Annotated in this window: 26 protein-coding genes; 11 read left to right on the top strand and 15 right to left on the bottom strand. The window is 37.3% G+C overall.

Going from position 1 to position 25,808, the window contains the following annotated elements; all coding sequences use genetic code 11:
- Positions 1-83 precede the first annotated feature (83 nt).
- Complete coding sequence (locus BN1225_RS11600; protein ID WP_041139980.1) at positions 84-1,571, bottom strand: sulfatase family protein; 1,488 nt, start codon at positions 1,569-1,571, stop codon at positions 84-86.
- 188 nt (positions 1,572-1,759) lie between these two features.
- Between BN1225_RS11600 and BN1225_RS11605 the strand changes: the two genes are divergently transcribed.
- Positions 1,760-2,524: a MurR/RpiR family transcriptional regulator gene (locus BN1225_RS11605; RefSeq protein ID WP_041139981.1), complete on the top strand. Its 765-nt coding sequence runs from the start codon at positions 1,760-1,762 to the stop codon at positions 2,522-2,524.
- A 93-nt stretch (positions 2,525-2,617) separates the two neighbouring features.
- On the opposite strand, the gene rpoE is transcribed toward BN1225_RS11605, so the two are convergent.
- The 3 genes from rpoE to BN1225_RS11620 all read right to left on the bottom strand — a co-directional run bounded on the left by rpoE (position 2,618) and on the right by BN1225_RS11620 (position 5,138).
- Positions 2,618-2,971 (bottom strand): DNA-directed RNA polymerase subunit delta, encoded by a 354-nt coding sequence (gene rpoE / locus BN1225_RS11610; RefSeq protein WP_041139982.1) that lies wholly within the window; start codon positions 2,969-2,971, stop codon positions 2,618-2,620.
- Between the two features lie 12 nt (positions 2,972-2,983).
- A complete protein-coding gene (gene argS, locus BN1225_RS11615; RefSeq protein WP_041139983.1) occupies positions 2,984-4,645 on the bottom strand; it encodes an arginine--tRNA ligase in 1,662 nt (553 codons plus the stop codon).
- Between the two features lie 106 nt (positions 4,646-4,751).
- Positions 4,752-5,138, bottom strand: a complete 387-nt coding sequence (locus BN1225_RS11620; RefSeq protein ID WP_041139984.1) for a YwiB family protein — start codon at positions 5,136-5,138, stop codon at positions 4,752-4,754.
- A 57-nt stretch (positions 5,139-5,195) separates the two neighbouring features.
- On the opposite strand from BN1225_RS11620, the gene BN1225_RS11625 reads away from it, so the two are divergent.
- The 4 genes from BN1225_RS11625 to BN1225_RS11640 all read left to right on the top strand — a co-directional run bounded on the left by BN1225_RS11625 (position 5,196) and on the right by BN1225_RS11640 (position 10,822).
- Positions 5,196-7,115: a transglycosylase domain-containing protein gene (locus BN1225_RS11625; RefSeq protein ID WP_052466608.1), complete on the top strand. Its 1,920-nt coding sequence runs from the start codon at positions 5,196-5,198 to the stop codon at positions 7,113-7,115.
- 148 nt (positions 7,116-7,263) lie between these two features.
- On the top strand, positions 7,264-8,013 hold the full coding sequence (locus BN1225_RS11630; protein WP_041139985.1) for a DeoR/GlpR family DNA-binding transcription regulator: 750 nt from the start codon (positions 7,264-7,266) through the stop codon (positions 8,011-8,013).
- The gene (pfkB, locus tag BN1225_RS11635) at positions 8,010-8,930 is read left to right on the top strand and encodes a 1-phosphofructokinase (protein WP_041139986.1); all 921 of its coding nucleotides are present in this window, start codon (positions 8,010-8,012) and stop codon (positions 8,928-8,930) included. The genes BN1225_RS11630 and pfkB overlap by 4 nt, the downstream gene beginning before the upstream one ends.
- Positions 8,930-10,822 (top strand): PTS fructose transporter subunit IIABC, encoded by a 1,893-nt coding sequence (locus BN1225_RS11640; RefSeq protein WP_041139987.1) that lies wholly within the window; start codon positions 8,930-8,932, stop codon positions 10,820-10,822. Before pfkB ends, BN1225_RS11640 begins: the two co-directional genes overlap by 1 nt.
- A 7-nt stretch (positions 10,823-10,829) precedes the next feature.
- Here BN1225_RS11640 and BN1225_RS11645 read toward each other — a convergent pair whose 3' ends face one another.
- Positions 10,830-12,077 (bottom strand): HD domain-containing protein, encoded by a 1,248-nt coding sequence (locus tag BN1225_RS11645; RefSeq protein WP_041139988.1) that lies wholly within the window; start codon positions 12,075-12,077, stop codon positions 10,830-10,832.
- 180 nt (positions 12,078-12,257) lie between these two features.
- On the opposite strand from BN1225_RS11645, the gene BN1225_RS11650 reads away from it, so the two are divergent.
- The gene (locus tag BN1225_RS11650; protein WP_041139989.1) at positions 12,258-13,076 is read left to right on the top strand and encodes a purine-nucleoside phosphorylase; all 819 of its coding nucleotides are present in this window, start codon (positions 12,258-12,260) and stop codon (positions 13,074-13,076) included.
- A 106-nt stretch (positions 13,077-13,182) separates the two neighbouring features.
- Here the strand turns inward: BN1225_RS11650 and BN1225_RS11655 are convergent, their stop codons facing one another.
- From BN1225_RS11655 to BN1225_RS11675, 5 genes are read right to left on the bottom strand one after another with little or no spacing between them, the layout of a single operon-like run.
- Positions 13,183-13,653, bottom strand: a complete 471-nt coding sequence (locus BN1225_RS11655) for an NUDIX hydrolase (RefSeq protein ID WP_041139990.1) — start codon at positions 13,651-13,653, stop codon at positions 13,183-13,185.
- A 29-nt stretch (positions 13,654-13,682) separates the two neighbouring features.
- Positions 13,683-13,865 (bottom strand): glycine zipper domain-containing protein, encoded by a 183-nt coding sequence (locus tag BN1225_RS11660; RefSeq protein ID WP_041139991.1) that lies wholly within the window; start codon positions 13,863-13,865, stop codon positions 13,683-13,685.
- 35 nt (positions 13,866-13,900) lie between these two features.
- Positions 13,901-14,650, bottom strand: coding sequence for a class I SAM-dependent methyltransferase (locus tag BN1225_RS11665; protein WP_052466610.1), 750 nt, complete (start codon positions 14,648-14,650; stop codon positions 13,901-13,903).
- Between the two features lie 48 nt (positions 14,651-14,698).
- The gene (locus BN1225_RS14425; protein ID WP_074434824.1) at positions 14,699-15,919 is read right to left on the bottom strand and encodes an acyltransferase family protein; all 1,221 of its coding nucleotides are present in this window, start codon (positions 15,917-15,919) and stop codon (positions 14,699-14,701) included.
- Positions 15,912-16,433 carry a GNAT family N-acetyltransferase gene (locus BN1225_RS11675; RefSeq protein WP_041139992.1) on the bottom strand — a complete coding sequence of 174 codons (522 nt, stop codon included), beginning with the start codon at positions 16,431-16,433 and terminating at the stop codon, positions 15,912-15,914. Before BN1225_RS11675 ends, BN1225_RS14425 begins: the two co-directional genes overlap by 8 nt.
- Positions 16,434-16,608: 175 nt before the next feature.
- Here BN1225_RS11675 and BN1225_RS11680 point away from each other — a divergent pair, with 175 nt between their 5' ends.
- The 4 genes from BN1225_RS11680 to BN1225_RS11695 all read left to right on the top strand — a co-directional run bounded on the left by BN1225_RS11680 (position 16,609) and on the right by BN1225_RS11695 (position 20,249).
- Positions 16,609-17,490 (top strand): YitT family protein, encoded by an 882-nt coding sequence (locus BN1225_RS11680; protein ID WP_041139993.1) that lies wholly within the window; start codon positions 16,609-16,611, stop codon positions 17,488-17,490.
- A gap of 77 nt (positions 17,491-17,567) precedes the next feature.
- Positions 17,568-18,956 (top strand): MATE family efflux transporter, encoded by a 1,389-nt coding sequence (locus BN1225_RS11685; protein ID WP_041139994.1) that lies wholly within the window; start codon positions 17,568-17,570, stop codon positions 18,954-18,956.
- Between the two features lie 62 nt (positions 18,957-19,018).
- Positions 19,019-19,900, top strand: coding sequence for an SPL family radical SAM protein (locus tag BN1225_RS11690; protein WP_041139995.1), 882 nt, complete (start codon positions 19,019-19,021; stop codon positions 19,898-19,900).
- A gap of 31 nt (positions 19,901-19,931) precedes the next feature.
- Positions 19,932-20,249 (top strand): PTS sugar transporter subunit IIB, encoded by a 318-nt coding sequence (locus BN1225_RS11695; RefSeq protein ID WP_041139996.1) that lies wholly within the window; start codon positions 19,932-19,934, stop codon positions 20,247-20,249.
- Between the two features lie 35 nt (positions 20,250-20,284).
- Here the strand turns inward: BN1225_RS11695 and BN1225_RS11700 are convergent, their stop codons facing one another.
- The 5 genes from BN1225_RS11700 to BN1225_RS11720 all read right to left on the bottom strand — a co-directional run bounded on the left by BN1225_RS11700 (position 20,285) and on the right by BN1225_RS11720 (position 24,694).
- The gene (locus BN1225_RS11700; protein WP_041139997.1) at positions 20,285-20,650 is read right to left on the bottom strand and encodes a GntR family transcriptional regulator; all 366 of its coding nucleotides are present in this window, start codon (positions 20,648-20,650) and stop codon (positions 20,285-20,287) included.
- A gap of 12 nt (positions 20,651-20,662) precedes the next feature.
- A complete protein-coding gene (locus BN1225_RS11705; RefSeq protein WP_041139998.1) occupies positions 20,663-21,391 on the bottom strand; it encodes a hypothetical protein in 729 nt (242 codons plus the stop codon).
- The gene (locus BN1225_RS11710) at positions 21,385-22,086 is read right to left on the bottom strand and encodes an ABC transporter ATP-binding protein (RefSeq protein ID WP_041139999.1); all 702 of its coding nucleotides are present in this window, start codon (positions 22,084-22,086) and stop codon (positions 21,385-21,387) included. The genes BN1225_RS11705 and BN1225_RS11710 overlap by 7 nt, the downstream gene beginning before the upstream one ends.
- Before the next feature lie 390 nt (positions 22,087-22,476).
- Positions 22,477-23,865 carry an NADPH-dependent glutamate synthase gene (gene gltA, locus BN1225_RS11715; protein WP_041140000.1) on the bottom strand — a complete coding sequence of 463 codons (1,389 nt, stop codon included), beginning with the start codon at positions 23,863-23,865 and terminating at the stop codon, positions 22,477-22,479.
- Position 23,866: 1 nt separating this feature from the next.
- Positions 23,867-24,694 (bottom strand): sulfide/dihydroorotate dehydrogenase-like FAD/NAD-binding protein, encoded by an 828-nt coding sequence (locus tag BN1225_RS11720; protein ID WP_041140001.1) that lies wholly within the window; start codon positions 24,692-24,694, stop codon positions 23,867-23,869.
- Between the two features lie 92 nt (positions 24,695-24,786).
- On the opposite strand from BN1225_RS11720, the gene BN1225_RS11725 reads away from it, so the two are divergent.
- Entirely contained in the window at positions 24,787-25,806 is a 1,020-nt protein-coding gene (locus tag BN1225_RS11725) for an NAD-dependent epimerase/dehydratase family protein (RefSeq protein WP_041140002.1), read from the top strand.
- Positions 25,807-25,808: the final 2 nt, after the last annotated feature.

Below are 25,808 nucleotides of genomic sequence, written 5' to 3' on the forward strand. Positions count from 1 at the left end.
TCTCTATACACCCTTTTGCCACAATCGATGGCATGAGATTAGAAAAAGATATCCTCTATTTTAATTCTGTCTTTTTATTTGAATCACCGCCTGTCTCTTCCCATCGGAACAAAATCTCCGGTTTCCATGAAATACTGTAATAATCGTTCTTTCATTTTCCATACTGTTTCCTGATATTCCGGTTCATCAATCAGGTTCTTTAACTCCATTGGGTCTTTATCTAAATCATATAACTCATCTTTTTCATATAAACGCATTGTATATTTGATATTCCCCATTCGCATCATCGTTGCTTTTGTATGTTCTGGTCCTTCTGATCCTTGTGTCGCCAAACGTGGATAATACGGTGATTCCGGTCCATGTCCTTTTTCCATACATTGTTCTTCCCCATGAATACGTCCGCCTTCACAGAAGACTGCATCCTTATGCGTTTCATTCCCTGCCAATGTTTCCAACAGCGGTTTACCAAACTGTGTATAGCTTAATTCAAAGCCTCCCATTTTTGCGATTGTTGCCGGTAAATCTACCAATTCAACTAACGCTTTGGAAATTCTTGGTTTCACTTCAAACTGTTTAGCCGGTTTTACGACTAACGGTATATTAGAAACCGGATTTTCAAAACAGTTCTGTACCTTTTCACAAATAGAATAGTCTCCTGTATAGTCTCCATGATCACTGTATACAAAGATACTGGTATCCTCATACTGATTCGTTTCTTTTAGTTTGTCGACAATCATTCCAAACTGATGGTCAAAGCGGGATACCATTGCCAAATAAGTCGCTCTTAACTCTGTAAAACGATCTTCACTCCAGTTATCTAAATGTTGTTTTTCGTTAATTCCATAAAGCATGCTGGCTTTATCTTTTAGTGTTTGGATATTAGGTCGGCGTGGCGGTACTTTGCTTCGATCGATCATACTGTACCATGGATCTTCGCAGGCATATGGCGGATGTGGGAAAAAGAGAGAGCAATAGAGAAAAAACGGTTTGGTGTCTTTTTCCTTACTTTTTCTTTCAATATAATCGATCGCGATTTTCACACGATTCCAATCCATTTGACTGCAAAGATCATGTTTTTCTAATTTACCAATGTAGAAAGAATAGAGACTGCCGTCATTCATCATCTCCTCTGTAACCACAGGCTGATTATCTGCAAGTCCGCCAAATAGCTTACCACCGGTGAAATCACGTGTATCCGTAAAATCAATCCCCTCATAATAGGCATCACAATAAGCTGTTTTTAATTTATCTCTGGGAACAATATCATTCCCACCAATCCAGATTACTTCATAGCCGTTGTTTTTCATTTCTTTTAAAATATTAGGCTCATTCTCTCTCTGTAAGAAATGCATCGTACGATGCCCGGTTGTATGAGGATATAACCCCGTTAAAAAGCTGCAGCGTGATGGCACACATACCGGATTTTGACAATATGCGTTTTCAAAAGATACCCCATCATTTAAAATATTATCGATATTCGGCGTCACAGAGGCCGCATTTCCTAAATGATGCAGTGAGTCTGCTCGCATCTGATCTGCCACAAAAAATAAAATATTTGGTTTTTTTGCCATATTTCCCCTCCTCTTTTCTTGTTCAGATATCCTTAAATGTTTTTTTAATACAATGTTCTTATACTCTTTATACCATGTTTTGGAACTTATTTCAATTTAAAATGGTATTTTTATCAACAAAATGGAAAAAGTTCCAAAATAATAGATTTTACTTTCAATCATGCTATAATGGGGACGGAGGGATAAACATGAATCCGATTGATAAATTAAACTTACATAAAGACTCGTTCACGAAATCTGAACGTCTCGTTTATGATTATATTATGAAAAATCCTAATGCGATCATTCGCAACACAATCGATAGTTTAGCAACGTGCACAGATACATCTAAATCAGCAATCATGCGTCTATGCAAAAAAATGGGCTATCAGGGATTTTCTGAATTCAAATTTGAATTATCTCGTTATATCATATCCATGGAAAAAGATTATGAAACTGACAAGCCCGATCCGATCACTAAGATTGCCGGTGAATATTCAAAGCATATCCTAGCATTAAGCGGACATGTTCAGGCAGATCAGTTAAAAAAAATTGTTCAACTATTTAAAAAAGCAAGACGAGTGAAGGTCATGGGAAATAACCGCAGCGGTCTTTCCGCCCAACAGTTTCGCTATCGTGTGGCTCAATTAGGTTTTGACTGTGAAGCCATTATTGACAGTGCACTGATGGTTAATCAAGAAGATATCCTAACCAAAGGCGATCTATGCATTATTTTTACGATTACAGGACTCTCACATGTCTATGAGCAAATAGCTGCCAGCTGTAAAGAAAAAGACTGTGATGTGATTATTTTTACGATGAACCCACACTGCCCGCTGCTGCCTTATGCAAAAGAGATCATTTATCTGCCTTATATTTCCCGTTCTTCTTATGATGCTTTCTTGGACGATCAGGCTATTTTCTTTATCTTTATTGAATTATTCCTAAGTGAACTGGCTACCCAATCCAAATAGTGCTTCTTTGAGGCACTTTTTTATTACGAGAAACTTAACACATAGTATCTACTGCATAAAAAAACAGAGAACATTGTATTCTCTGTCTGATTATTAATATTCGTCTTCTTCTGAAGTTGCTTCTTCTTCACTATCTTCTTCTGTTTCTTCAATAGCGTCTGCTTCTTCAGCTTCATCATCATTATAGATATCATTCATATCAATATGAACACTTTCAAATTTATGTCGGCTTCTTAAATCCCATTGATTTTCACCCACGGTGATGAAACGTCCATCCAATGAGATGTTGGTATAAAATAATGATTGATGTTCACTCGCATCCTCACTGTTAAATCCTTTGATTTCACTTACTTCTTCGTAAAGTTTATAAAAATCTACCGGTTTCTTCTTTTTAGACATTAAATCATAAGCAATGTCTAACATCGAATTTTGACTCATTTCTTGCATAACCTTATCTCCTTACATTTTGTCAGGTGCTTCAACACCAATTAAATTCAAAGCATTCTTTAAAGTGATTTTCGTCGCTTCCACTAACGCTAAGCGCTGAGCACTTAACGCTTTATTTTCGCTGTCCAATACTTTGCATTCTCCATAGAAGCTATGGAAAAGCTGTGCTAGTTTCTGAATATAGTTCGCGATTTTATGCGGTGTACGATTTTTTGCACTGTCAATGATTTCATTTCTGAATTCATTAATATGTTTCACTAATTCAATTTCTTTTTCTTCTACTATTAAATCATATTGCGACGCCTTGTCAATATGAAGTTTCTTAGCTTGTGCCATGATTGAACACATTCTGGCATGTGCATACTGCGCATAGAAAACCGGATTATCATTTGACTGACTCTTGGCCAGATCCAAATCAAAATCGAATCGGCTGCTGGCTGCTTTGCACACGAAGAAATAACGTGTAGCGTCTACCCCGATTTCTTCAACCAAATCACGAATCGTAACAGCATTCCCTGTACGTTTTGACATCTTGACTTCCTGCCCGTCTTGGATCATTCTGACCATTTGGATAATGTCGATTTCTAACTGATCGGCATTATAGCCTAAGGCTTGGACAGCAGCTTTCATACGAGCAATATAGCCATGATGATCTGCACCTAATAAATCGACTAAATAATCGTATCCGCGATTAAACTTATCTAAATGATAGGCGATGTCCGGTGTCAAATACGTATAGCTTCCATCACTTTTAATTAAGACACGATCTTTATCATCACCAAAAGCTGTGGATCTTAGCCATAAAGCGCCTTCTTCTTTATAGGTATATCCTTTTTCATTCAATTTATCCAATGCCGGCTGAATGCGTTCTTCTTCATAAAGACGTGTTTCCGGATACCATACATCATAAGATACTCTGAATTCCTGTAAAATATCCTTGATTTTCTGCAATTCGTATTTTACGCCGATATCTCTGAATTGCTGACGCACCTCTTCATAATCACTATTTACAAAACGGTCCCCGAATTCTTCTTTCATTTTTTCGGCGATATCAATGATATCTTTACCATGATACCCATCTTCCGGCAAGTCTACTTCTTTACCAAATGCCTGTAAGTAACGAGCAAATAATGAAGCCGCTAAATTATTAATCTGATTTCCGGCATCGTTGATATAATACTCTCTTGTAACTTCATACCCAGCCGCATCTAAGATACGACAGATACTGTCTCCTACAGCCGCTCCTTTTGCATGCCCTAAATGAAGATCTCCGGTAGGATTGGCAGAAACGAATTCAACATCGTATTTAATGCCTTTTCCAAAATCCGTACGGCCATATTGATCGCCTTCGCTGATGACTTCCCCAATGATTGATGTCATCGATGCTTTATGTACAAATAAATTAATGAAGCCCGGACCGGCAATCTCCACTTTTGTGATTAAATCTTTATTTGTTTCCAAACTATTCACGATAGCTTGAGCAATTTCACGTGGGTTTCTTTTCAATTTTTTCGTAAGCTGCATCGCAATATTTGAAGAATAATCCCCATGAGTCGTGTCTCTAGGAATTTCAATAACGATATTATCTGCTTCGATTGTATCTAATAAACCACTTTTAATGACGCTCTCCGCCAATAACTGTTTAAGGGCTGTTTCTATTTTATTAATAGCCATTATCTGACCTCCTATCAAAATACACACAAATATACACTATAATAAAACAAAATGATCTCATAGTCAAAGAAAAAATAAATTTTCTTCTATTTATCAATAAAAAAGATCAACTAGCAGGCAGCCAGTGGATCTGCATATAGATATTTGAAATGCATTCCTCTTCTTGAAATAAACGATATTTTATTTTTAAGCGTTCTTCATTTAACTCCAAGACATCTAAATGTGTGATCAGACCCAGCATTCCATAAGGGGTCTGATAGCTGTTTTCAATCTTTTTTTTAATTTCCAAATGAAGTTTGCTTTCCCCTTGCCTCAAATCTAAACAGCCATTTTCAACATCAATTTCAAAAACGATTTTTTCTTTTGATTCAAAATAAATATTGGTATGACCGTCTCGTTCATGAATTGTGCCGCTCGCACTGATCTCAACACTGTTCTTATCGTCCCCATTGACCATAATGCTTTTATATTTTATCCTAACAAACTTATACATTTTTATCACCAGTGAATATTATACACGAAATTATCCAAAATAAAAGCAGGTGATAAAATGAAAAAGTTTACGAAAATCATGATTTGTATTATTCTTACGCTTGTCGCTTTATTAATCAGTGCTTATATCATTGCTTTTTTATCAAGCAAACCGTCTATCGGAAAGAGCTCATATTTGGAAATGTATGACAATAAAGGGGAAATCTTTTATCAGGCTAACCATGAAAACAGTGGCAGCTATGTCAGTTTAGAAGAGATTTCTCCATTATTTATCGACAGTATCATTGCGATCGAAGATCGTAATTTTTATCAGCATCATGGTTTTGATCTGACCGGTATTATCCGTGCCATCACGAATAATGTAACATCGGATACAACTCAAGGAGCCAGTACCATTACCCAGCAGTATGCACGTAATCTTTTTCTGACAAATGAAGTCACATATAAAAGAAAAATCGAAGAAGCAATCTATGCGATGCAGATTGAAACCCATTATTCTAAAGATCAGATCTTAGAAGGGTATGTCAATACAATCTATTTTGGACATGGTGTTTATGGGATAGAAAATGCCGCAAAGTTTTATTTCAATAAATCTGCCAGTGAACTCAATCTTTTAGAAAGTGCGATGCTTGCCGGAGTAATCAACGGACCTAATATTTATTCTCCGTTAATTTCACCCCAAGACGCAAAAGACAGGCAGCAGGTTGTCTTAGCTGCTTTATTAAAACAAGGAAAGATCGATCAGGCAACCTATGATCAAAGTATACTACAAGAGACACCTTTAAATACAGACAATAATCCCTTTATGGACACTACCCTCTACTATTATAAAGATACTGTCATTAACGAATTAAAGGAATTGGGTTTTTATGAAAAAGACTATATCAATCAAGGGTTGAAAATCTATACAACGATGGATGCCGCTGCACAAAATGAAATGAGCAGCAGCGTGAATAATCGCATGACAAATGAACAACTTCAATGTTCTGCGATTGCGATTGAACCTTACACCTTTAAGATTTTGGCATTAACCGGTGGAAAAGATTATCAAGATTCACAGTTTAATCGTGCCACGGATGCTTCTCGTCAAGTAGCTTCCACAATTAAACCGCTTCTTTATTATATTGCCTTAAAACAGGGATTTGATCCTACGACCAGTTTTATCAGTGAACCCACTAAATTTAAACTCGCCAGCGGTAAAGAATATGCACCCACGAATTTTGGCAATCTCTATGCATTCGATAAGATTACACTCGCCTGTGCAGTGGGATTATCCGATAATATTTATGCAATGAAAACGCATCTTTTCTTAGGCGAAGATGTCTTAACCAATCAATTGAAACAATTTGGTTATACGCATATTTCTCCCGATGCCTCTTTAGCGTTGGGAACCTTTACCGGATCTGTATATGATATCGCTCAAATCTATGCCGCGTTTGCTTCGGAAGGATTATATGATAAACCTTACAGTATTGAACGTATCGAAGATCAGCAGGGAAATGTCCTTTATCAGCATTCCAGCAAACCAACCCAATTATTAGATAAAACGACTTGTCTTGTATTAAGTCAGTTATTAACAGCACCCTTTGATGATAAATGCATCCTTTACAGTAATCCTACACTATTAAATTACAAACGCGCTCAGGTGTTTGCCGGAAAGAGCGGAACCAGTGACTATGACAGTTTAGTGGTCGGCTACAATCAAAAAGTGGTGTGTGCCACTTGGGTTGGCTTTGATGATAATACAAACTTAGATAATTATGATGATCGTGTGGTGGCAAAGGATATTTGGTATGATCTAACCAATCTCTATGTCACCGACTCTTGGTACAAACCAAATGATGATATCGAAGAAAGAATCATTGACCCTATCACCGGCAAGTCAACGCCAAACGGCAGTCTCTATTGGTTCAAACGTGAATCTTCAACTAAAATCGTTAACGCTGCACCTAATCAAGAACAGCCGCTTGATCAATAAAGGCTATTAAGAATGAAATAGCCTTTTATTTCAGTCAAAATAAATCATATTTATGACTGTTTGATAATTAATTTGAAATATTTTGATTGTTTTTGATTGACTTATTGATTGAACAGTCATACAATAGGACTGAAAGTGGTGGTTATAGATGATAACAGAAAAAAGACATGATTATATTTTAAAAGAATTACAGAAAAACAAAAGTGTGAGTGTCGTTGATCTGGTAGAGCGGATCGGAGCTTCAGAATCTACGATCCGACGTGACTTATTAGAACTCGATCAGCAAGGGTTATTAAAAAGAGTTCATGGCGGTGCCGTCATCCTCGATAAAAAAAATGTTTTAGTAGAAAACCCATTGAGCGAAAGACAGCTTCAGCATGAACAAGAAAAACAAGCAATTGCTTATCGTGCCAGTCAGTTTATCGAAAAAAACGATATTGTATATATCGATTCCGGTTCAACAACCTTAAAATTATTGGATTATCTTCAGGAAAAAAACGCAACCTATATAACAAACGGCCTTCTCCATGCTCATATCTTAGCCGTTCATGGCTTTAAAGTCATTTGCATCGGCGGAGAGATTCGTGGGATTACCGGTGGCTGTGTGGGCAGCCGAGCAATTAGTGAAGTTTCTCGCTATCATTTTACCAAAGGTTTTTTTGGTACGAATGGCACAGATAGTGAATATGGTTTTACTACACCGGACAGTGAAGAAGCTTCTATGAAAGAAACTGCATTTAACCGCTGCGAGAAAAGGTACGTCCTTTGCGATCACAGCAAATTTAATAAAATCAGCCCCGTTCACTTTGCCAATATTGAAGATGCCATCATCATCACGGATTACTGTGATCACGCAGAATTAAAAAATATGACCCTAATCGAGGAGGTTTCAAAATGATATATACGATAACCTTTAATGCATCATTAGACTATATCATGCAAGTTCCTGATTTTAAAGAAGGAGAAACCAACCGCTCCGTCAAAGAAGACATGTATCCCGGCGGAAAAGGTTTCAATGTGTCAACGATCTTGCAGCGCTTAGGCTATCAAAATACTGCCTTGGGTTTCATTGCTGGCTTTACCGGTCAGCAAATCAAAAAAGAATTAACTCAACGTGGTTTCATCTGTGACTTATGCGAATTAGAAACAGGGCTGTCACGTATCAATATTAAAATGAAAGGTCAAAAAGAAACGGAAATAAATGGGAATGGTCCATATATTTCATCTGGTAAGTTAGCAGAACTAATGGATAAGATGGATACCATGAAAAAAGGCGATACTTTGATTTTAGCCGGAAGTATTCCTTCTTCATTACCCGATGATATGTATGAAAAGATCATGGCTCATTTAAAGGATAAAGAAGTACGTATTTTAGTAGATGCGACAAAACAATTATTATTGAATGTCCTGCCATACCGACCATTTTTAATCAAACCCAATCATCGTGAATTAGAAGAAATTTTTCAAACCGAAATCAACGATCAAACTGAATTGATCAGCTACGCAAAAAAACTTCAGGAACGAGGTGCTATGAACGTCTTAGTCTCACTTGGTAAAGAGGGGGCGCTCCTTATTGCCAATGATCAACACGTATACTACTGTCCCGGAGCAAAGGGAACTTTAATCAATTCCGTAGGCAGTGGAGATTCGATGGTTGCCGGTTTCCTAGCAGGATATTTAAAACATCAGGATTACAGTGAAGCCCTGCGTCTTGGAAGTGCCTGTGGGGGTGCAACAGCTTTCAGCAAGGACCTCGCATTAAAAGAAACCATTGATGAGGTGTATCAGCAATTAAAAACGGAGGTAATACAATAATGAACATCCTAGATTTATTAAAAAGTGTATCCGTTGATATTCATGCAGAAGTCAATACTAAAGACCAAGCAATTGATCACTTGGTCAATTTAATGAATAATCAAGGAAATTTAAAAGATAAAGAAGTCTACAAGCAAGGTATTTATGCTCGTGAAGAATTGAGTACTACCGGGATTGGTGAAGGTATTGCCATTCCTCATGCCCAAAGCGAAACGGTAACGGCACCCGGATTAGCGGCAATGGTCGTTAAAAATGGGGTGGATTACCAGTCATTGGATCAGCAGCCGGCATATTTATTCTTTATGATCGCAGTACCTAAAACCGGGGGAAATGAACATCTTTCAATCTTGGCAATGCTTTCGCAAATGCTGATGGATACTGAATTTAAAGATAAGCTTATCAATGCAAAAGATAAAGAAGCGTTCTTAGCCCTGATCAGCGAAAAAGAAGCCAGTCAAAGAAAAAAAGAAGAAACAAAAAACCAAGAACAAAACGCTTCTAATCAGTCTTATCGCTTATTAGCCGTAACTGCTTGTCCAACCGGTATTGCTCATACTTATATGGCAGCCGAAGCTTTGGAAGAAAAAGCGAAACAAATGGGAATATCGATTAAAGTCGAAACGGATGGAAGCGGTGGAGTTAAAAACGCTCCTACAGCTCAGGAAATTGCGGAATGTGAAGCGATTATCGTAGCGGCGGATAAAAATGTTGAAATGGCAAGATTTGATGGAAAACCTGTCATTCAAGTCAAAGTATCTGATGGGATTAATAAAGCAGAAGAATTAATCAATAAAGCTATCAGCGGAAAGGCGCCGATTTATCACAGTGATCATTCTGCACAAGCTGTTGAAGAAACATCTTCTGAAGGGATCGGACGTACGATCTATAAACACTTAATGAATGGAGTATCTCACATGCTGCCATTTGTCATTGGCGGAGGAATCTTGATTGCCTTGGCATTCTTGTTTGACGATTTTTCTATTAATCCGGCAAACTTTGGTTCCAACACTCCGTTAGCGGCTTTCTTTAAAAAAGCCGGTGATACTGCCTTTGGTTTCATGCTGCCGATTCTAGCAGGTTACATTGCCATGTCGATTGCCGATCGTCCCGGATTAGCTGTCGGTTTTGTTGGCGGTGCTTTAGCTAATGCCGGTGGTTCCGGGTTCTTAGGGGCTCTGGTTGCCGGATTTGCTGCCGGATATTTAGTGAATGGTTTACGTCGTCTATTCGATCATTTGCCAGATGCTTTTGAAGGATTAAAACCGGTTCTGCTTTATCCGTTCTTTGGAATCCTGCTTATGGCATTGGGGATGACCTTCTTAATCAACCCACCCATGTCCGCAATCAATAACGGTATTACCGGATTATTGAATTCAATGGGCGGTTCAAGCAAAATATTGTTAGGCATTGTCTTAGGCGGAATGATGGCGGCCGATATGGGCGGTCCCATCAACAAAGCTGCTTATGTATTCGGAACCGCATCCATTGCAACCGGAAATTATGATATCATGGCAGCTGTCATGATTGGGGGAATGGTTCCACCATTAGCTATTGCCTTAGCAACGTTCTTCTTTAAGAATCGCTTTACTAAAAAAGAACAGCAAACAACTTTAACAAATATTATCATGGGATTTTCTTTCATCACCGAAGGGGCGATTCCATTTGCCGCTGCTGATCCGCTGCATATACTGCCATCTTGTGTGGTGGGTTCAGCGGTAGCCGGCGGTCTGTCTATGGCATTAGGATGCACCTTGATGGCACCTCATGGCGGAATCTTCGTTATTGGGGTTATCGGTAATCCGCTCGGGTACCTTATTGCCTTAGTCGCCGGAGCAATTATCGGCATGATCATGCTTGCCTTATTAAAAAGACCACTTAAAAACGCTTCATAATGAAGCGTTATTTTATTTCTTTAGGATAATATACTTTTTGATCTGTTTTATTACGCTTGCTGCGGACAATAGCGTCTACAATTTCGGATACTTCGGGAAGATCTTTCAATGTTTTTTGATCATCCATCAATATTTTAATATCTTCGATGGCGCCATCAGTTCCATAATGTTTATAGGGAATCTGACGCTGATTGTCAGTAATAATATAATAGTTGGGATCAAATCCCTTTTCTAAAGCAATCTTGGATAACTGTTCCACTTCTTTAGGATCATGATAATCCTGATGTTTCAACAGGTGACGATCTAAAAAACGACGTGATAAATCAGATAATATCGGATCTTTGCTGTCACTAAAGCATCTAAAATAATATTGCACTACGGATTCATCTAAATTAAGATAGTCGCGATAATCCCATTGATTCTTTAAAAACGGCAGCAGATAACGAATATCGGTTTCAAAATCAAAACCGTCCTGATAAAGATCTTTGATGCGTTTAAACACTTGCGATAAAAGCTGTTCAAATGAACGTGCGGTAGGATGATAATACACCTGCCAATACATATGATAACGTGCTAATATATAGTTTTCGATTGCTTGTACTCCCGAATTCTTATACACGATCTGGTGGTCTACCAAACGTAAGGTTCTTAGTATTCGTGCCAAATCAAATTGCCCATAAGTTGTTCCGCTAAAATAAGAATCACGCAATAAATAGTCCATACGATCCGCATCGATCTGACTGGATACCATTTGCACAAGCACCTTGTTAGGGTGTTTTTTTTCAATAACTTGTGCCACATCTTTTGGTAAATCAGGATGATAACGAGTCAGAATTTGATTGACTTCTGTATCTCCTAATATAATATCCACCGTAATCGTTTCATGATGCGTCAAAAAAACCTGCTCAAAAGAATGGGAATAAGGACCATGTCCTAAATCATGGCATAACCCGGCACATAGCACCGTTGCCATATCATAATCACTCAAATATTGTTTAATTTCTGTTTCTTCGATCATGCGGCGAACAATCTCGTAGACCCCTAAAGAATGGGTAAAGCGTGAATGTTCGGCACTCTGATACACCTGAAAGGTTCCGCCTAATTGTTTGATACGGCGTAAACGCTGAATCTCTCGGGTATTAATCAGCTGCCAAAACAATAAATGATTAATATGAATATAGTTATGAATCGGATCTCTAAACACACGACTGTCATGCAGCTGCAGTTTATCTAGTTTAAAATGTTCTTTATTCATTTTCCCACCTCGCTCTTTATACTTATTATACATGAAAGTTTCTCTTTCTTCTTTATATTTGTTTTACTTTTTCTTATTTTATTTACGCTATACCGGCAAAATTTGCTTTTTTATCGAGCCACTTTAAAAACAGACATAGAACATGATATAATACTAAAAAAGAATAAAGGAGAAAAATCGATGATAAATAAAATTAATGAAGCATCAAGCTACATCCAACAATACTTGCCATGGCAGCCGGAAATCGCTATTATTCTAGGTTCGGGATTAGGACCCCTTGCGGATATCGTAGAAAATCCTATTACTCTTGATTATAAAGATATTCCTCATTTTCCGACACCAACGATTGCATCTCATGCAGGCAAATTAGTAATCGGAACCATCCGTAACAAAAAAGTGGTTATTTTAAATGGACGCTTCCATTATTATGAAGGACATGATATCTATACAAATACCTTACCTGTCCGTGTATTTAGAAAACTTGGTATTGAAACTTTGATCGTTACCAATGCCTGCGGAGGCTTAAAAGATGATATGGAAGCCGGAACGATCTCTATCATTGAAGATCATATCAGTTTCTTTGCCCCAAGTCCGCTGCGTGGTCCAAATTTAGATGAATTCGGTCCTCGTTTTAAAGACATGACCGAAGTCTACAACAAAGACTATCAAGCATTAGCCAGAAAAGTCGCAGATGAACTCGCTATCCCTGTAACAAGCGGTATTTACTGTTTCTTCCAAGGTCCGATGTTTGAAACCCCGGCAGAAATCCGTATGCTGAGAATGTTAGGTGTGGGAATGGTTGGAATGTCTACGGTACCGGAAGCCATTGTCGCTCGTCATAGCGGAATGAAAACCTTAGGCATTTCTTTAGTTACAAATAAAGCCGCTGGTTTATCACAAAATCAGTTATCCCACGAAGAAGTGATGGAAGCAGCAAATAAAGCAGAAAAAAACATGGTTGCCTTAGTATCCGGCATTATCGAAAAGATAGAGAGTTAGTCTCTATTTTTTTATACGTTAAAAGGACTGCCAAAGTTCCCCTATTCAGATACTGTCAGTCCTTAATTCTATTTCATCAACGCTTCACAAATCATGATTTAATGTTTTATTCGCAACTCGTAATAAACTTTATGCCTTCGGGCAAATTCACCAACTCTTTCGCAAAAAAGCTCGGAAAAACTGTATAATTCTCCAACTGATCAATGGGGAGCCAGCACAATACCTCTTTATTGCCCGTCTCTGATACAGAGGTGCATACCATTTCTTGATCATCGTTTGGTTGTTTCATCAAATAATAGATCGATATTTCATGAAAATGTTCTTTGGAATCTACCTCATCAAAGAATTGCTCATGAAAAAAGACAGGTCGTTCAATCTCCAAATCAATGCCTAATTCTTCTTTCACTTCACGTTTCACTGCTTCTTTTGTCGTTTCATCAAAATGGACACGACCGCCTACACTGTAATAGTAAGCAGACCATTCATTTTTAACGACCAATACTTTTCCATCTTTTATCAAAATTGCTCCTACACGATAGTTAAAACGTCCGTTATCTGTTTTAAATGTGAGATCCATAGTATCTCTCCTTTTTATAGAATTATAGTCTATGATTGCTTATTTTTCGCAATCAAACCAATGATCGCTCCTCCGCATAAACCTAGACCAATGCCCAGTGCCAAATTGTTCATTGTGATACCAAAAACAACACCGAAACATATACCTAAGGAAATCCCCAAAGCCACGTAATTTCTTTCGGGTTGTGTCTCCCCTGTCTTATTGTCATTCATCTAATTCTCCCCCTTGTTTTTATCCTGTAATCCTATTATACGCCTGTTTTTTTTAAAATGATATGATGAAAGGAAGCTATATCCCTCAATTCCGGAATCTGGTCCGCCCTTCTTTCTAAAGTAAACATTTCTTCCAGCCAACCCGGCTTTACTTTTAGCTCATTATTTTGTAACGCAAAGAAAATTCTTACGCCATAATAATCCTCAATCTTTAAAACTCCCTTTGAATAATTTTCAATGTCTTCATTATCGTAGATATCAATCGTTCCAAAATTAGATGATTTTACATTTCTATTTTCTAGTAAAGTCAGCGCTTCTTCCACTTTATACTCAAGGACTGCTTTTTGCATAATTTTCCCCAATTTATTATGCTTTACGATGGATATAAACCCATCTTTTTTTAAGATACGATGAAACTCCGCGATCAGCGCTTCTCGATCTTTTACATACTCTAATACATTATGACAGATAATCACATCATATTTTTGATTGGGTTCTTGCTTTAAAGACTCGATTGTTCCGACTAACTGCTGATATGCGTTTTGTTTATATCTCAATTTAATCATATCTTTATTCGGTTCTATCGCTGTCACATCATTTTGGGCAGCTAACTCATTTGCTGTGACACCAAATCCACTGCCATAGTCCAATATCTTTTTATTCTTTAATTGGCCTAGCTGATCCCAGATAATCCTATAAAACAGCAATCCCCAAGGGGCTTCTATATTTCTTTTATAGCTTTTCAATCCTTCGATCATTGAATTTTCTTTTTGCTTATCGTTCATCTTTATTCCTCCTACTGTAATATTGATTTATTCATTTTAAAATCGTACTCATCGCACCAGTTCCTCTTTTTCAGTTGTACTTTTATGCTTATCTAATAGATAATATATCACAAAACTGCAGTAAAGCCATAAACATGGGACAAGTTCAAACTTAATCACAATATCCAAAGGATTAAACATAAAAAATAGACTTGCGATGATAAAGGTGAAACCAATCCCCAACAGTGCCGACCAAAACACAGCAGTCTTTTTAAGCGGGAATTTTATTTCAAGTATCAAACAGCTTAATCCATGCGTTAACATAATGACCACCAAAAGACTGATGATACCCGATGATAAAACCGGCAAATGATAAGCTTTTCCTATTTCCTCAACGATTATGATACAAACCGGATGAATAAAATAATAGTATTTTGACAAACCCCGAATCTGTTTTGTTTCACATTTAGGCATATAAGGAAAAGAAAGCATCCAAATAAAAAAGAAGAAACTAAAAGGAACCAACATCAGTAAAAAATTCATATCCAATCTTTCTGAAGAATAAAGAAAAGTCCCCTCTAAGACTAATAAAACAGCACAAACGACTGTGCATAACGGAACATATTTCAATAATGCGTTTAATTGTTTCTGGTGATCATAAATATAGAACCCCATTAGTGTAAATATCATTCCAAAAAACAATCCACTTCTTGTGGTAAATATTATTTGAATAAGTCCATCGAAAAAATCTTTGAATACACCTAAAGGCAAAAGTCCGTAATAAGTTTCCAGACTGCCAAACATAAATAATGCAGACGCTATGATGAAAAGACTTTTATAAGAACAGCGCTTTAATAATAGATTCACTGAAAAGACAGAAAAAATAAATGCCGGGATATACCAAAGATGGTAATACGTTCCAATATGAATAAGTCCATAAATAAAAGCGAAAGGCAATAAATAACTGGCAATGTTTAAATTTTGGTGAATCCAATCTAAGCCAACGGGGATAAAAACCAAACTCCATGCCCAATAAGACTTCATCAATCTTTTTAAATAGTTTGTGACATAGGCCGGATTGCCATCGCTGCCTTTTCTGACAAAGTATGCTCCACTGATAAAAAAGAATGGGACAGCGATTCGGCAGACAATCTGTTTTATAAAAAAATTAAGATAAGGCTGTCCAAACAGGACATCACAATGGATACAAATCACCATGATCGCACATATATATTTAACCAGATCCGGCAATTTAAAGTTATTCATGGCTGTTCCACTCATTTTAATCATATATCATTTCCTTTAAATCTATTTCAAATCCATATTCACGCAGCATCCGTTCATCCTCTATTTTTTCTTCCAAGACGCCCTCTGCTTGCTTAAATCCATTTTTCTTATAAAGGTTGATTGCCGGAATATTGATGTCTACAACAAATAATCGCAGATAGTCGGCTTCTTCTTTTACCATTTGGATTACCTTTTGAAGCATCAAACTGCCTATCCCTCTTTTTAAATCTTCCACATTAACCCCAAATCGATCTATATACATTGCTTTTGCCTGCGTGTTTTCCCATTGTACCGCCTCTTTGCCACAATGGGTATCATTCAAGGCAAGAGCCGCCACAATTCGATTGTGAGCGGTTAAAACATAAAGCCGCTCATGCTGGATATCTTCCGCTAAAAATTCAGTTGGATAAACATCATCCCAAATCAACATATTATTTGCCTTCATGTGTGCTACTATCTTTTTATACATTTCTTTAAGCTGCGGTAAATCGTTTATATTTGCTAACCTTAATTTCATCTGGTTTCTCCTTGTTGTGATTTGTTTTTTTATTCATTCTCCCCCATTATAGCAAAGCGTCTCCTACAAAAACATCTTCAATAAAATTAATTCTAAACATCTTACACTTTTCATTGTATTTTTTTTGATACATACTATAATGATAAAGGAATTTACATAAGGGAGAATTTAAAACATGGTTTATGCAAAATCCAAAGAACAAAAACTTTGGAAAAAACATCTTATTTCGATTATTTGTGTCGTTATCGCTTCATTCATTATGTCATGCAATATCAAGTCTTTTGTACGTGCAGGAAACTTATTGCCCGGTGGCTTTACCGGATTGTCTTTACTGATTCAAAGAATTGCTTTGGAATTGCTGGGTATCTCTTTACCTTATTCCATTATCAATATTACTTTAAATGCCATTCCGGCATATATTGGGTTTAAAACAATTGGTAAAAAGTTTACCGGCTATTCAATTTTGATGATTGTGCTCAACTCATTTTTAGTTGATTTGATTCCGGCGATGCCGATCACTTCGGATCCTTTGCTGGTTTCAGTATTCGGAGGAATTTTTAATGGTTTAGCCATCTCGATTGCATTACATGGTAAAGCTTCAAGTGGGGGAACCGATTTTATTGCTGTCTATTTGTCTGATCGTTGGAATACGTCTTCATGGAACTTTGTTTTTGGCTTAAATACGATCATTCTCATGATTTCCGGCATCTTATTTGGTTGGGAAGCAGCTTTATATTCGATCATCTTCCAGTTTGTATCAACGCAGATTATCGGTCAGCTTTATCAGCGTGATCAGCGAACAACCTTGTTTATCGTAACTGCTGATCCCAATAGTTTAGAAAAAGCATTACTAACGTATACGCATCATGGAATCACACGTTTTGAAGGGAAAGGCTGCTATAAAGATGAACCACGAACTTTGCTTTATACCGTTGTTTCAGCAAATGAGGTAAAAGATGTCGTACAATTTGTAAGAACCTACGATCCAAAAGCCTTTGTCAATATTACTAAATCTATTAAAATAGATGGGCGTTTCTATAAAGAACCAATGGAATAATGGGTTCTTTTCTCTTTATTTATGGGTTGACTTTTTTATTTCGGTACCTTACAATATAACAATGTAGGAGGAATTATATGGAAAAAAATGAAATGGGGACGGGAAAGATTTCCCAGTTATTAATTAAATTCTCTGTTCCGGCTATTATCGGAATGTTAGTAAACGCTATATATAATATCGTCGACCGTATGTTTATCGGAAATGCACCGCATTTAGGATCATTAGGAATTGCCGGAATTACGGTAAGTTATCCGGTGACACTGATATTAATGGCTGTAAGTTTAATGTGTGCGGTCGGAGGTGCTACTTGCTTTTCTATCAGTCTGGGTGCAAAACGAGAGAAAGATGCCAGCATATACATAGGGAATGCTTTAACTTTAGCGATTATTTTCGGTGCTGTCATCATGATTTTCGGAAATTTATTTATTAATCAAGTTTTGGGGATATTAGGAGCCAGCAGTAATGTATTGCCTTATGCCCGTTCATATTTAAGTATTATTTTATACGGAGCTGTTTTCTCATGTATCACCATGTGCGGAAACAACTTTTCAAGAGCACAAGGAAATCCTAAAAATGCGATGGTTTCACAGTTGATCGGAGCCGGATTCAATATCGCCTTTGACTATATTTTAATCTTTAAATTTAATATGGGGATGGAGGGAGCCGCTTTAGCCACGATTGGCGGACAGTTTTTAAGCATGGTTTGGCAGTTAGCCTTCTTATTCTCGAAACGTTGTTTAATTCCTATCCAGTTTAAATCGATGGTTTTAAAATTTGAACACACAAAGAAGATTATCACAACAGGAGTTCCCGCTTTCTTAATGCAGTTTTCAAACAGTATCTTGAATATCATTTTAAATGGTACATTAGTCAATTACGGTGGGGATATCGCTATTTCTACAGTCGGAATCATCACCAGTGTACAAACCATCTTGTTCATGCCGATTACCGGTCTGACTCAAGGACAGCAGCCTTTAATCAGCTACAACTTCGGGGCAAAACAAATGAGTCGTGTAAAAGAAACCTTGAAATATGCGATTATTGCTGCCAGTACCATTGCGATTATCGGTTTTGCCGTAATCCAGCTTTTACCGGGATTTATTATCACTGCCTTCAACAAGGAAACCGATATTATCAACTTAGGAACGAATGCTTTACGTATCTGGTTCTTATGTTTACCATTGATCGGAGCACAAATCTGCTGTGCCAACTATTTTCAGGCAATCGGAAAAGTACGCGAAGCCAGCATTCTGACCTTATTAAGACAGATCATTATTTTGATTCCGATGATCTTAATTTTATCTAATCTGTTTGGTTTATACGGAATCTTCTTTGCCGTACCAATCGCCGATGCTGCTTCCTTCTTGATTACCACTCTATTAACTTATCACCAAATGAAGCAGATCCGAACTGAACCCGAAGAAACTCCAAAAATAACAGATGAAGTCATTGAAGAGGCGCAATAAGCCTCTTTTTTCTTGGCGTAGTTTTAGGGAACATGCTATGATGGTTAAAATGAGGTGATATCATGCGAACCATTAAAGCAAAATCAATACTGCAAAAAGCCGGCGGAAATTCCGATTTTTGGTTTGGCATTGATTATAATATTAATCTTTATAAAGGATGCCCGCATGGATGTATCTATTGTGACAGCCGCAGTGAATGTTATGGGATTGACCATTTTGATGAAGTGCGCATCAAAGAAAATGAGATCGCTATTTTAAATAAAGAATTACAATCCAAAAAGAAAAAAGGGGTCGTAGGAATTGGAGCTATGAGTGACACCTATAACCCTTTTGAAAAGGAACTCGAGATTACGCGTCAGGCATTAAAACTGCTGCAGTTTTATCATTTTGGTGTATCGATTGATACAAAAAGTGATTTAGTGGTCCGAGATATAGATATCTTAAAGCAAATGAAAAATGTGATTGTCAAATTGACTGTAACCACTGCGGATGATGAACTATCCAAAAAAATTGAACCCCATGTCTGTGTTTCTTCCAAACGTTTTAAAGCGATGAAAGCATTAAGCGATGAGGGCATCTTTACCGGAATCTTATTTACCCCGATCCTGCCTTTTATCACGGATCAGGAAGATAATATCAAAGCAGTGGTACGTCTTTCTCATGAACATGGGGCTAAATTCATTTATTCCATGTTTGGCGTAACCTTGCGTACGAATCAAAGGAACTACTATTATCAGCAGCTCGATCGTTTATTTCCTATGTTAAAAGAAAAATATCAAGAATCTTTTGGAAACAGATACATGTGTGAAATCCAAAATTATCCCCATTTAAAGCAAGTTTTTATAAACGAATGTCAAAAATACGGACTCCTTTACAAAATGGAAGATATTATTGCTGCCTATAAATTAGAGAATGAGCATATTCAGTTAACATTTGATTTATAGTGTGCTAGAATAAATGAGGAGGTATAAGATAATGATGAGGATAATGTTAGCATGTGCTGGTGGAATGTCAACAAGCTTGCTTGTAACAAAAATGCAGGAAGAAGCTAAAAAACAAGGTATCGAATGCAAGATCTGGGCGATAGGAGAATCGGGTATCGAGAATTATCTTGGTGATTTTGATGTTTTACTGCTGGGACCGCAGATTCGTTATAAATTAGAATCGGTCAAAAAAATCTTAAACGGTAAATATCCTGTTGAAGTCATTGACATGCGCAATTACGGAACGATGAACGGAAGTGCAGTATTTACCGCTGCCGTGAATCTTTACAACGAGTTTTACCAAAAATAATAGTGAAAAAGTACGGAAATAAACTCCGTACTTTTTTATTGTGCCTCAAATTCTTCGTCAATGGCATCAATAATTCCTTGTCGATCATATCCTAAGCCCTTCATTTCGCTGACAAATGTGTGTACTTTTTCATGACTGATCTCATAACGCAGTCGATCAATCAGTTCAAGGTCTTCTGTCACAAAGCGTCCGACAGTTCGCTCACTATGCAGTAAACCAACTCTTTCCAGCTCACTGAGCGCTTTTTGAATGGTATTGGGATTAACACTATACTGTAAGGCTAATTCACGTACAGAAGCAATTTTATGCCCTGGTAAGTAGTGATGAGTGAAGACATCTTTTTTGATTTCGTCCATGACTTGCAGATAGATCGGTAAATTCGGATCGAAACTGTTCTTCATATTCTCACCTCGCTATTCAATTTGTAATTTATTGTCGATTAAATATGTTGTTCCAACAAAGAATACCACAAGAAATACAGCGTTGATAAAGATATTAAAGATATAAAGTGATGTTCCATTCAATGAATTAATTAACCCATAGAACAGTGATGAATCCATAATAAATCCTAAAGCTAAAAGTCCAAGAATATACCCACCTACACCAATTAATACTCGATTCTTTGTTACATATTTAGTATGCACAAAGGTAATCGTAAAATAGAAAGAAGCAATCATTGCCAAAGTAGAAGTTAAAGCGGCAATAAGTGATCGAACCACAGCTCCCGGATAAAGAGAGATATAATAACAAAATTGGTTAATAGCAGTAAAGATATCCCCAAATGAGAAGTCAGCAATCAACATCATCAAGATCATCAATCCTAATCCTAAAATGAAGAAAGCGGCAAAAGTCCAAATCAATGCCCCGATCATTTTAGAAAAGACAAGTTCTTTAGATGATACCGGCAGCGTTAATGTCAGATATCCGGGACGGCTGAACATTGAGCGTGAAAAGTGCTGAACGATATTCACAAAGATTGAAATCACAATTCCAAATAACGCCACCATCAATAAACCACTTAAGAATTGATTGATGACAGCCGGTAAGAACGGTGTCGCACAACAAAGCAGCAAGTAAATCACAAAAGTTAATAAGTATTGGCGATAAGAACCAATCAGTTCATATTTTAATAATTTTAGCATTTGAATACCTCCCTAAACAATTCATCGATAGACATATGACGATCATTTCTCAATGTCTCCGTATTTTCATGCATAATCAATTTCCCCTCTTTGATAAAGACAACTTCATCAAAGATCGTTTCCAAATCACTAATTAAATGGGTAGAGATAATAACTAAGGCATCTTCTGCATAGTTATTTAATATCACATCTAAAATGACTTCTCTGGCTGCCGGATCGACCCCTGCAATCGGTTCATCCAAGATATAAATCTTTGCTTTTCGTGACATGACCAAACATAATTGAAATTTTTCTCTCATCCCTTTTGACATGGATTTGATTTTCATTTCCGGTGTTAAATTAAAGCGGGTCATCAACTCTATGCAATGAGCATATTGGAAGTCGGAATACAGTTCCCTAAACATGTTTAATGCATCTTTAGCGTGCATCCAGTCTAAGAAATAAGATTCATCCGGCAAATAAGAGATTATCTCTCTTGAATGAACACCAATGGGTTGTCCATCAATCAATACATTCCCGTTATATGCCTTTAATAATCCGTTTAATATTTTGATTAAAGTTGTTTTCCCCGAACCATTCGGTCCTAATAAGCCAATAATCTTTCCTGATTTAAGACTTAAAGAAATATTGGTTAAAGCGATTTTCTTTCCATACATCATGGAAAGATCTTCTATTTTAATTAATTCGTTTTCCATAGTTTCCCTCCTACTGTATTAATACACTAATACAATAACACGCACTATTAGGTTTGTCAACAAGATAAACAAAAAAAGTTAGAAATTAATCTAACTTTATGCTCGATAGTATCAGCTTGAATTACCAAATGTTTTTTCATTCAACTACGTAAGGCATTGTTTTTAACTGATATATTGATAGGAAAATCCAAATAAATAGATAATTCCCCCAATCAGAAGCACGTACTCTTTATCAGCTCCCACATAAGCATAGGAAATCATTTTTATACAGTTTTAAATTCTGAACATAAGGGAACAGCGTATTCAAAAGTAACCGCTGTCTCCAATATATAGTCTTATGAATCACAAATCACTCTTGGGTCTCTTCAAAACATACTATACGTATCTCGATTATTTTTTACTTAATGCTTCATCGATTGCTTTGGCTGCATTTTTTCCAGCCCCCATCGCTAAAATAACAGTTGCCGCTCCAGTGACAACATCTCCACCGGCATAAACCCCGTCTTTACTGGTTGCCATGGTTTCTTCTTCAACGATGATTCCGCCCCATTTTTGTGTTTCTAATCCCGGCGTTGTCTGACGAATCAAAGGGTTAGGACTTTGACCGATTGCTTCAATAACAGTGCCTACTTCCAATAAAAATTCACTGCCTTCTTTTTCAACCGGACGTCTTCTTCCAGACGCATCCGGTTCTCCCAATGTCATTTCCACACATTCCATTGACTTTACCCAACCGTCTTCGCCATGAATCGCAATTGGGTTATTTAATAGTTTAAAAATGATGCCTTCTTCTTTGGCATGATGGATTTCTTCTTTTCTGGCTGGCAGTTCTTCTTCACCACGACGATAAACAATATAAACTTCTTTTGCACCAAGACGTTTCGCTGTTCTGGCAGCATCCATAGCGACATTTCCGCCACCGATTACTGCCACTTTTTCCCCGATTTTAACAGGGGTTGGATGATTTGGAAACTGATAGGCTTTCATTAAATTGACACGTGTCAAAAATTCGTTAGCCGCATATACCCCATTCAAATTCTCTCCGGGAATCCCCATAAAACGCGGCAGTCCGGCACCGGATCCAACAAAGATCGCTTCATACCCCTCATCTTTTAATTCATCGATTGTGATTGAACGTCCGACGATTACATTCGTTTCAACATGAACCCCTAGTTTTTTAACGTTATCCACTTCTTTTGCAACAAGCGCTTTAGGTAAACGGAATTCCGGAATACCGTAAACCAATACACCGCCGGTCTCATGCAATGCTTCAAATACCGTCACATCATAGCCACGTTTTGCTAATTCCCCGGCACAAGTAATTCCCGCCGGACCGGAACCCACGATTGCAACTTTATGATGATTCTTTTCGATCTCAACTGTTTCTTCTTTATTTAATGCCATATGATAATCGGCAACAAAACGTTCCAAACGTCCGATTCCTACAGCTTCACCCTTAATCGCACGAACACATTTTCCCTCACATTGATTTTCCTGTGGGCATACACGTCCGCAAATAGCCGGCAAGGCATTTTCACGTTTAATGGTATGATATGCCGCTTCGATATCCCCCTGTGCTACATGCTGGATAAATTCGGGAATTGGTACTCCTACCGGACACCCATTCATACAAGGTTTATGACGACAGTTTAAACAGCGTGTTGCCTCTTCTTGAGCCTGTTCCAAAGTATATCCCAAAGCAACTTCCTTAAAGTTTTTATTACGTACATCTGCCTCTTGTTCAGGCATCTTGACTTTTTTCAATGACATGTTTGGCATCTTATCTTTCCTCCATAGTGAGGTGACAGATATGCTGTTCCTCAGATTTAAACATACGCTGACGATTGATCAATTCATCAAAATCTACTAACATTCCATCAAAATCAGGACCATCAACACATGCAAACTTAATCTTTCCGTCTACACTGACACGACAGCAGCCGCACATTCCGGTCCCATCAATCATAATCGGATTTAATGATACCGATGTTTTGATTTGATAAGGACGTGTCACATTCACGACTGCTTTCATCATTGGTACAGGTCCGATCGCAATGACTTCATCAAATGTTTCGTTCTTATCTAACAGTTCCTGAAGTACTGTAGTAACAAATCCCTTTGTCCCTGCTGATCCATCATCTGTCGCAATATAAACGTGTTCGCAGATAGGTTCAAATTTCTCTTTCCATAAAATATATTCTTTACTTCTTCCCCCGATAATAACATCCACTTTCACTCCCATATCATGCAATGCTTTTAACTGTGGATACAGCGGTGCAGCACCAACGCCACCAGCAACACCAATCACATGCTGATGTTTGGATAAAACGGTTGGAACTCCTAAAGGTCCGGCAAAATCTTGAAGTTCATCCCCTTCATTCAGCTTCGCTAATTGTGCCGTAGAATACCCGACAATCTGATAAATAATCGTTACCGTTTCTTTTTCACGATCAAAATCAGCAATCGTTAACGGAATCCTTTCGCCATCTTCACTTACTCTTAATATGATAAACTGTCCAGCAAGACATTTACGTGATACATGAGGTGCCTTAATTTCCATCAATTCAACGACATCGTTTAATTTCTCTTTTTTTATGATTTTATACATTTTTCAACCCTCTTTCCACTTTTTCCTTATTATATATAAATTTTATTTTAAAATCAATCCATCTTTGTTACTATTGATATGGAGGTAACAGCATGAAAATATTAATTATCGGTGGTACCGGTACAATCAGTACCCCAATCACCAATGCTTTAGCAAAACACACACACAATGAAGTCTATGTCTTAAACCGCGGTCATCATAATGAGCGCCTGCACCCCAACATTATTCCATTAGTCGGGGATATCCATGATAAAGAAGCGATTGCTTCTTTAATCAAAGAAATGACATTTGATACTGTCATTAATTTCATTTTATTCACACCTGCCCAAGCCTATGATAATATTGCATTATTTAAAGGAAAAACGAAACAGTTTATTTTCATTTCAACAGTCGTGACTTATAACCATGACGGTGCTGTTTGCTTTAATGAAGAGCATCCACTTGGGAATCGTTATTCTCACTATGGTCAAGGCAAGCAAGCTTGTGAGGAAATTTTCAGAAAAGCCTATCAAGAACAAGGGTTCCCGATCACGATCGTTCGTCCTTCCCAAACCTATTCCAATGATCGTATTCCTTTAAGTATCAAGGGAAAGAACTGCTATAGTGTAATCAAAAGAATGTCGGAAGAAAAAGAAGTTATCATTCATGGCGACGGAAACAGCTTATGGACATGTACCCATGCCGATGATTTTGCCAAGGGATTTATTCCCTTAGTGGGAAATCCAAATACAATCAACGAGGCCTATCAGATTGTTTCCGATGAACACGTCAGTTGGAACATGATTTATCAATATTTAGCGAAATTATTAAATGTTCCTTTCAAACCGATCTACATCACCACCGACCTGCTTTCTAAAAGCAAAAAGTATTCATTAGGAGAAAGCATTCAAGGGGATAAGCAGTTTTCACATCTTTTTGATACAACAAAGATCAAACAGATCGCTCCTGACTTTGATTGTGCCATTCCTATTGAAAAAGGATTAGCTATGTATCTTGATTACATGGAAAAGCATCCTGAATTAAAACAAGCAGATGCCGAGTTTGATCAGTGGTGTGATCAAGTCATCGATGCCTATAAATCAGCAATGAAAAATGTAGAAAAGGTTTTATAATA

Source organism: Beduini massiliensis, assembly GCF_000829905.1.
In the GTDB taxonomy this organism is placed as follows: Bacteria; Bacillota_I; Bacilli_A; order Erysipelotrichales; family Coprobacillaceae; genus Beduini; species Beduini massiliensis.

What these genes read in the sequence shown, in the direction of transcription:
- BN1225_RS11600 (WP_041139980.1), bottom strand. Translation starts at nt 1,571, where the DNA reads ATGGCAAAAAAACCAAATATTTTATTTTTTGTGGCAGATCAGATGCGA.
- BN1225_RS11605 (WP_041139981.1), top strand. Translation starts at nt 1,760, where the DNA reads ATGAATCCGATTGATAAATTAAACTTACATAAAGACTCGTTCACGAAA.
- rpoE (WP_041139982.1), bottom strand. Translation starts at nt 2,971, where the DNA reads ATGCAAGAAATGAGTCAAAATTCGATGTTAGACATTGCTTATGATTTA.
- argS (WP_041139983.1), bottom strand. Translation starts at nt 4,645, where the DNA reads ATGGCTATTAATAAAATAGAAACAGCCCTTAAACAGTTATTGGCGGAG.
- BN1225_RS11620 (WP_041139984.1), bottom strand. Translation starts at nt 5,138, where the DNA reads ATGTATAAGTTTGTTAGGATAAAATATAAAAGCATTATGGTCAATGGG.
- BN1225_RS11625 (WP_052466608.1), top strand. Translation starts at nt 5,196, where the DNA reads ATGAAAAAGTTTACGAAAATCATGATTTGTATTATTCTTACGCTTGTC.
- BN1225_RS11630 (WP_041139985.1), top strand. Translation starts at nt 7,264, where the DNA reads ATGATAACAGAAAAAAGACATGATTATATTTTAAAAGAATTACAGAAA.
- pfkB (WP_041139986.1), top strand. Translation starts at nt 8,010, where the DNA reads ATGATATATACGATAACCTTTAATGCATCATTAGACTATATCATGCAA.
- BN1225_RS11640 (WP_041139987.1), top strand. Translation starts at nt 8,930, where the DNA reads ATGAACATCCTAGATTTATTAAAAAGTGTATCCGTTGATATTCATGCA.
- BN1225_RS11645 (WP_041139988.1), bottom strand. Translation starts at nt 12,077, where the DNA reads ATGAATAAAGAACATTTTAAACTAGATAAACTGCAGCTGCATGACAGT.
- BN1225_RS11650 (WP_041139989.1), top strand. Translation starts at nt 12,258, where the DNA reads ATGATAAATAAAATTAATGAAGCATCAAGCTACATCCAACAATACTTG.
- BN1225_RS11655 (WP_041139990.1), bottom strand. Translation starts at nt 13,653, where the DNA reads ATGGATCTCACATTTAAAACAGATAACGGACGTTTTAACTATCGTGTA.
- BN1225_RS11660 (WP_041139991.1), bottom strand. Translation starts at nt 13,865, where the DNA reads ATGAATGACAATAAGACAGGGGAGACACAACCCGAAAGAAATTACGTG.
- BN1225_RS11665 (WP_052466610.1), bottom strand. Translation starts at nt 14,650, where the DNA reads ATGAACGATAAGCAAAAAGAAAATTCAATGATCGAAGGATTGAAAAGC.
- BN1225_RS14425 (WP_074434824.1), bottom strand. Translation starts at nt 15,919, where the DNA reads ATGATTAAAATGAGTGGAACAGCCATGAATAACTTTAAATTGCCGGAT.
- BN1225_RS11675 (WP_041139992.1), bottom strand. Translation starts at nt 16,433, where the DNA reads ATGAAATTAAGGTTAGCAAATATAAACGATTTACCGCAGCTTAAAGAA.
- BN1225_RS11680 (WP_041139993.1), top strand. Translation starts at nt 16,609, where the DNA reads ATGGTTTATGCAAAATCCAAAGAACAAAAACTTTGGAAAAAACATCTT.
- BN1225_RS11685 (WP_041139994.1), top strand. Translation starts at nt 17,568, where the DNA reads ATGGAAAAAAATGAAATGGGGACGGGAAAGATTTCCCAGTTATTAATT.
- BN1225_RS11690 (WP_041139995.1), top strand. Translation starts at nt 19,019, where the DNA reads ATGCGAACCATTAAAGCAAAATCAATACTGCAAAAAGCCGGCGGAAAT.
- BN1225_RS11695 (WP_041139996.1), top strand. Translation starts at nt 19,932, where the DNA reads ATGATGAGGATAATGTTAGCATGTGCTGGTGGAATGTCAACAAGCTTG.
- BN1225_RS11700 (WP_041139997.1), bottom strand. Translation starts at nt 20,650, where the DNA reads ATGAAGAACAGTTTCGATCCGAATTTACCGATCTATCTGCAAGTCATG.
- BN1225_RS11705 (WP_041139998.1), bottom strand. Translation starts at nt 21,391, where the DNA reads ATGCTAAAATTATTAAAATATGAACTGATTGGTTCTTATCGCCAATAC.
- BN1225_RS11710 (WP_041139999.1), bottom strand. Translation starts at nt 22,086, where the DNA reads ATGGAAAACGAATTAATTAAAATAGAAGATCTTTCCATGATGTATGGA.
- gltA (WP_041140000.1), bottom strand. Translation starts at nt 23,865, where the DNA reads ATGCCAAACATGTCATTGAAAAAAGTCAAGATGCCTGAACAAGAGGCA.
- BN1225_RS11720 (WP_041140001.1), bottom strand. Translation starts at nt 24,694, where the DNA reads ATGTATAAAATCATAAAAAAAGAGAAATTAAACGATGTCGTTGAATTG.
- BN1225_RS11725 (WP_041140002.1), top strand. Translation starts at nt 24,787, where the DNA reads ATGAAAATATTAATTATCGGTGGTACCGGTACAATCAGTACCCCAATC.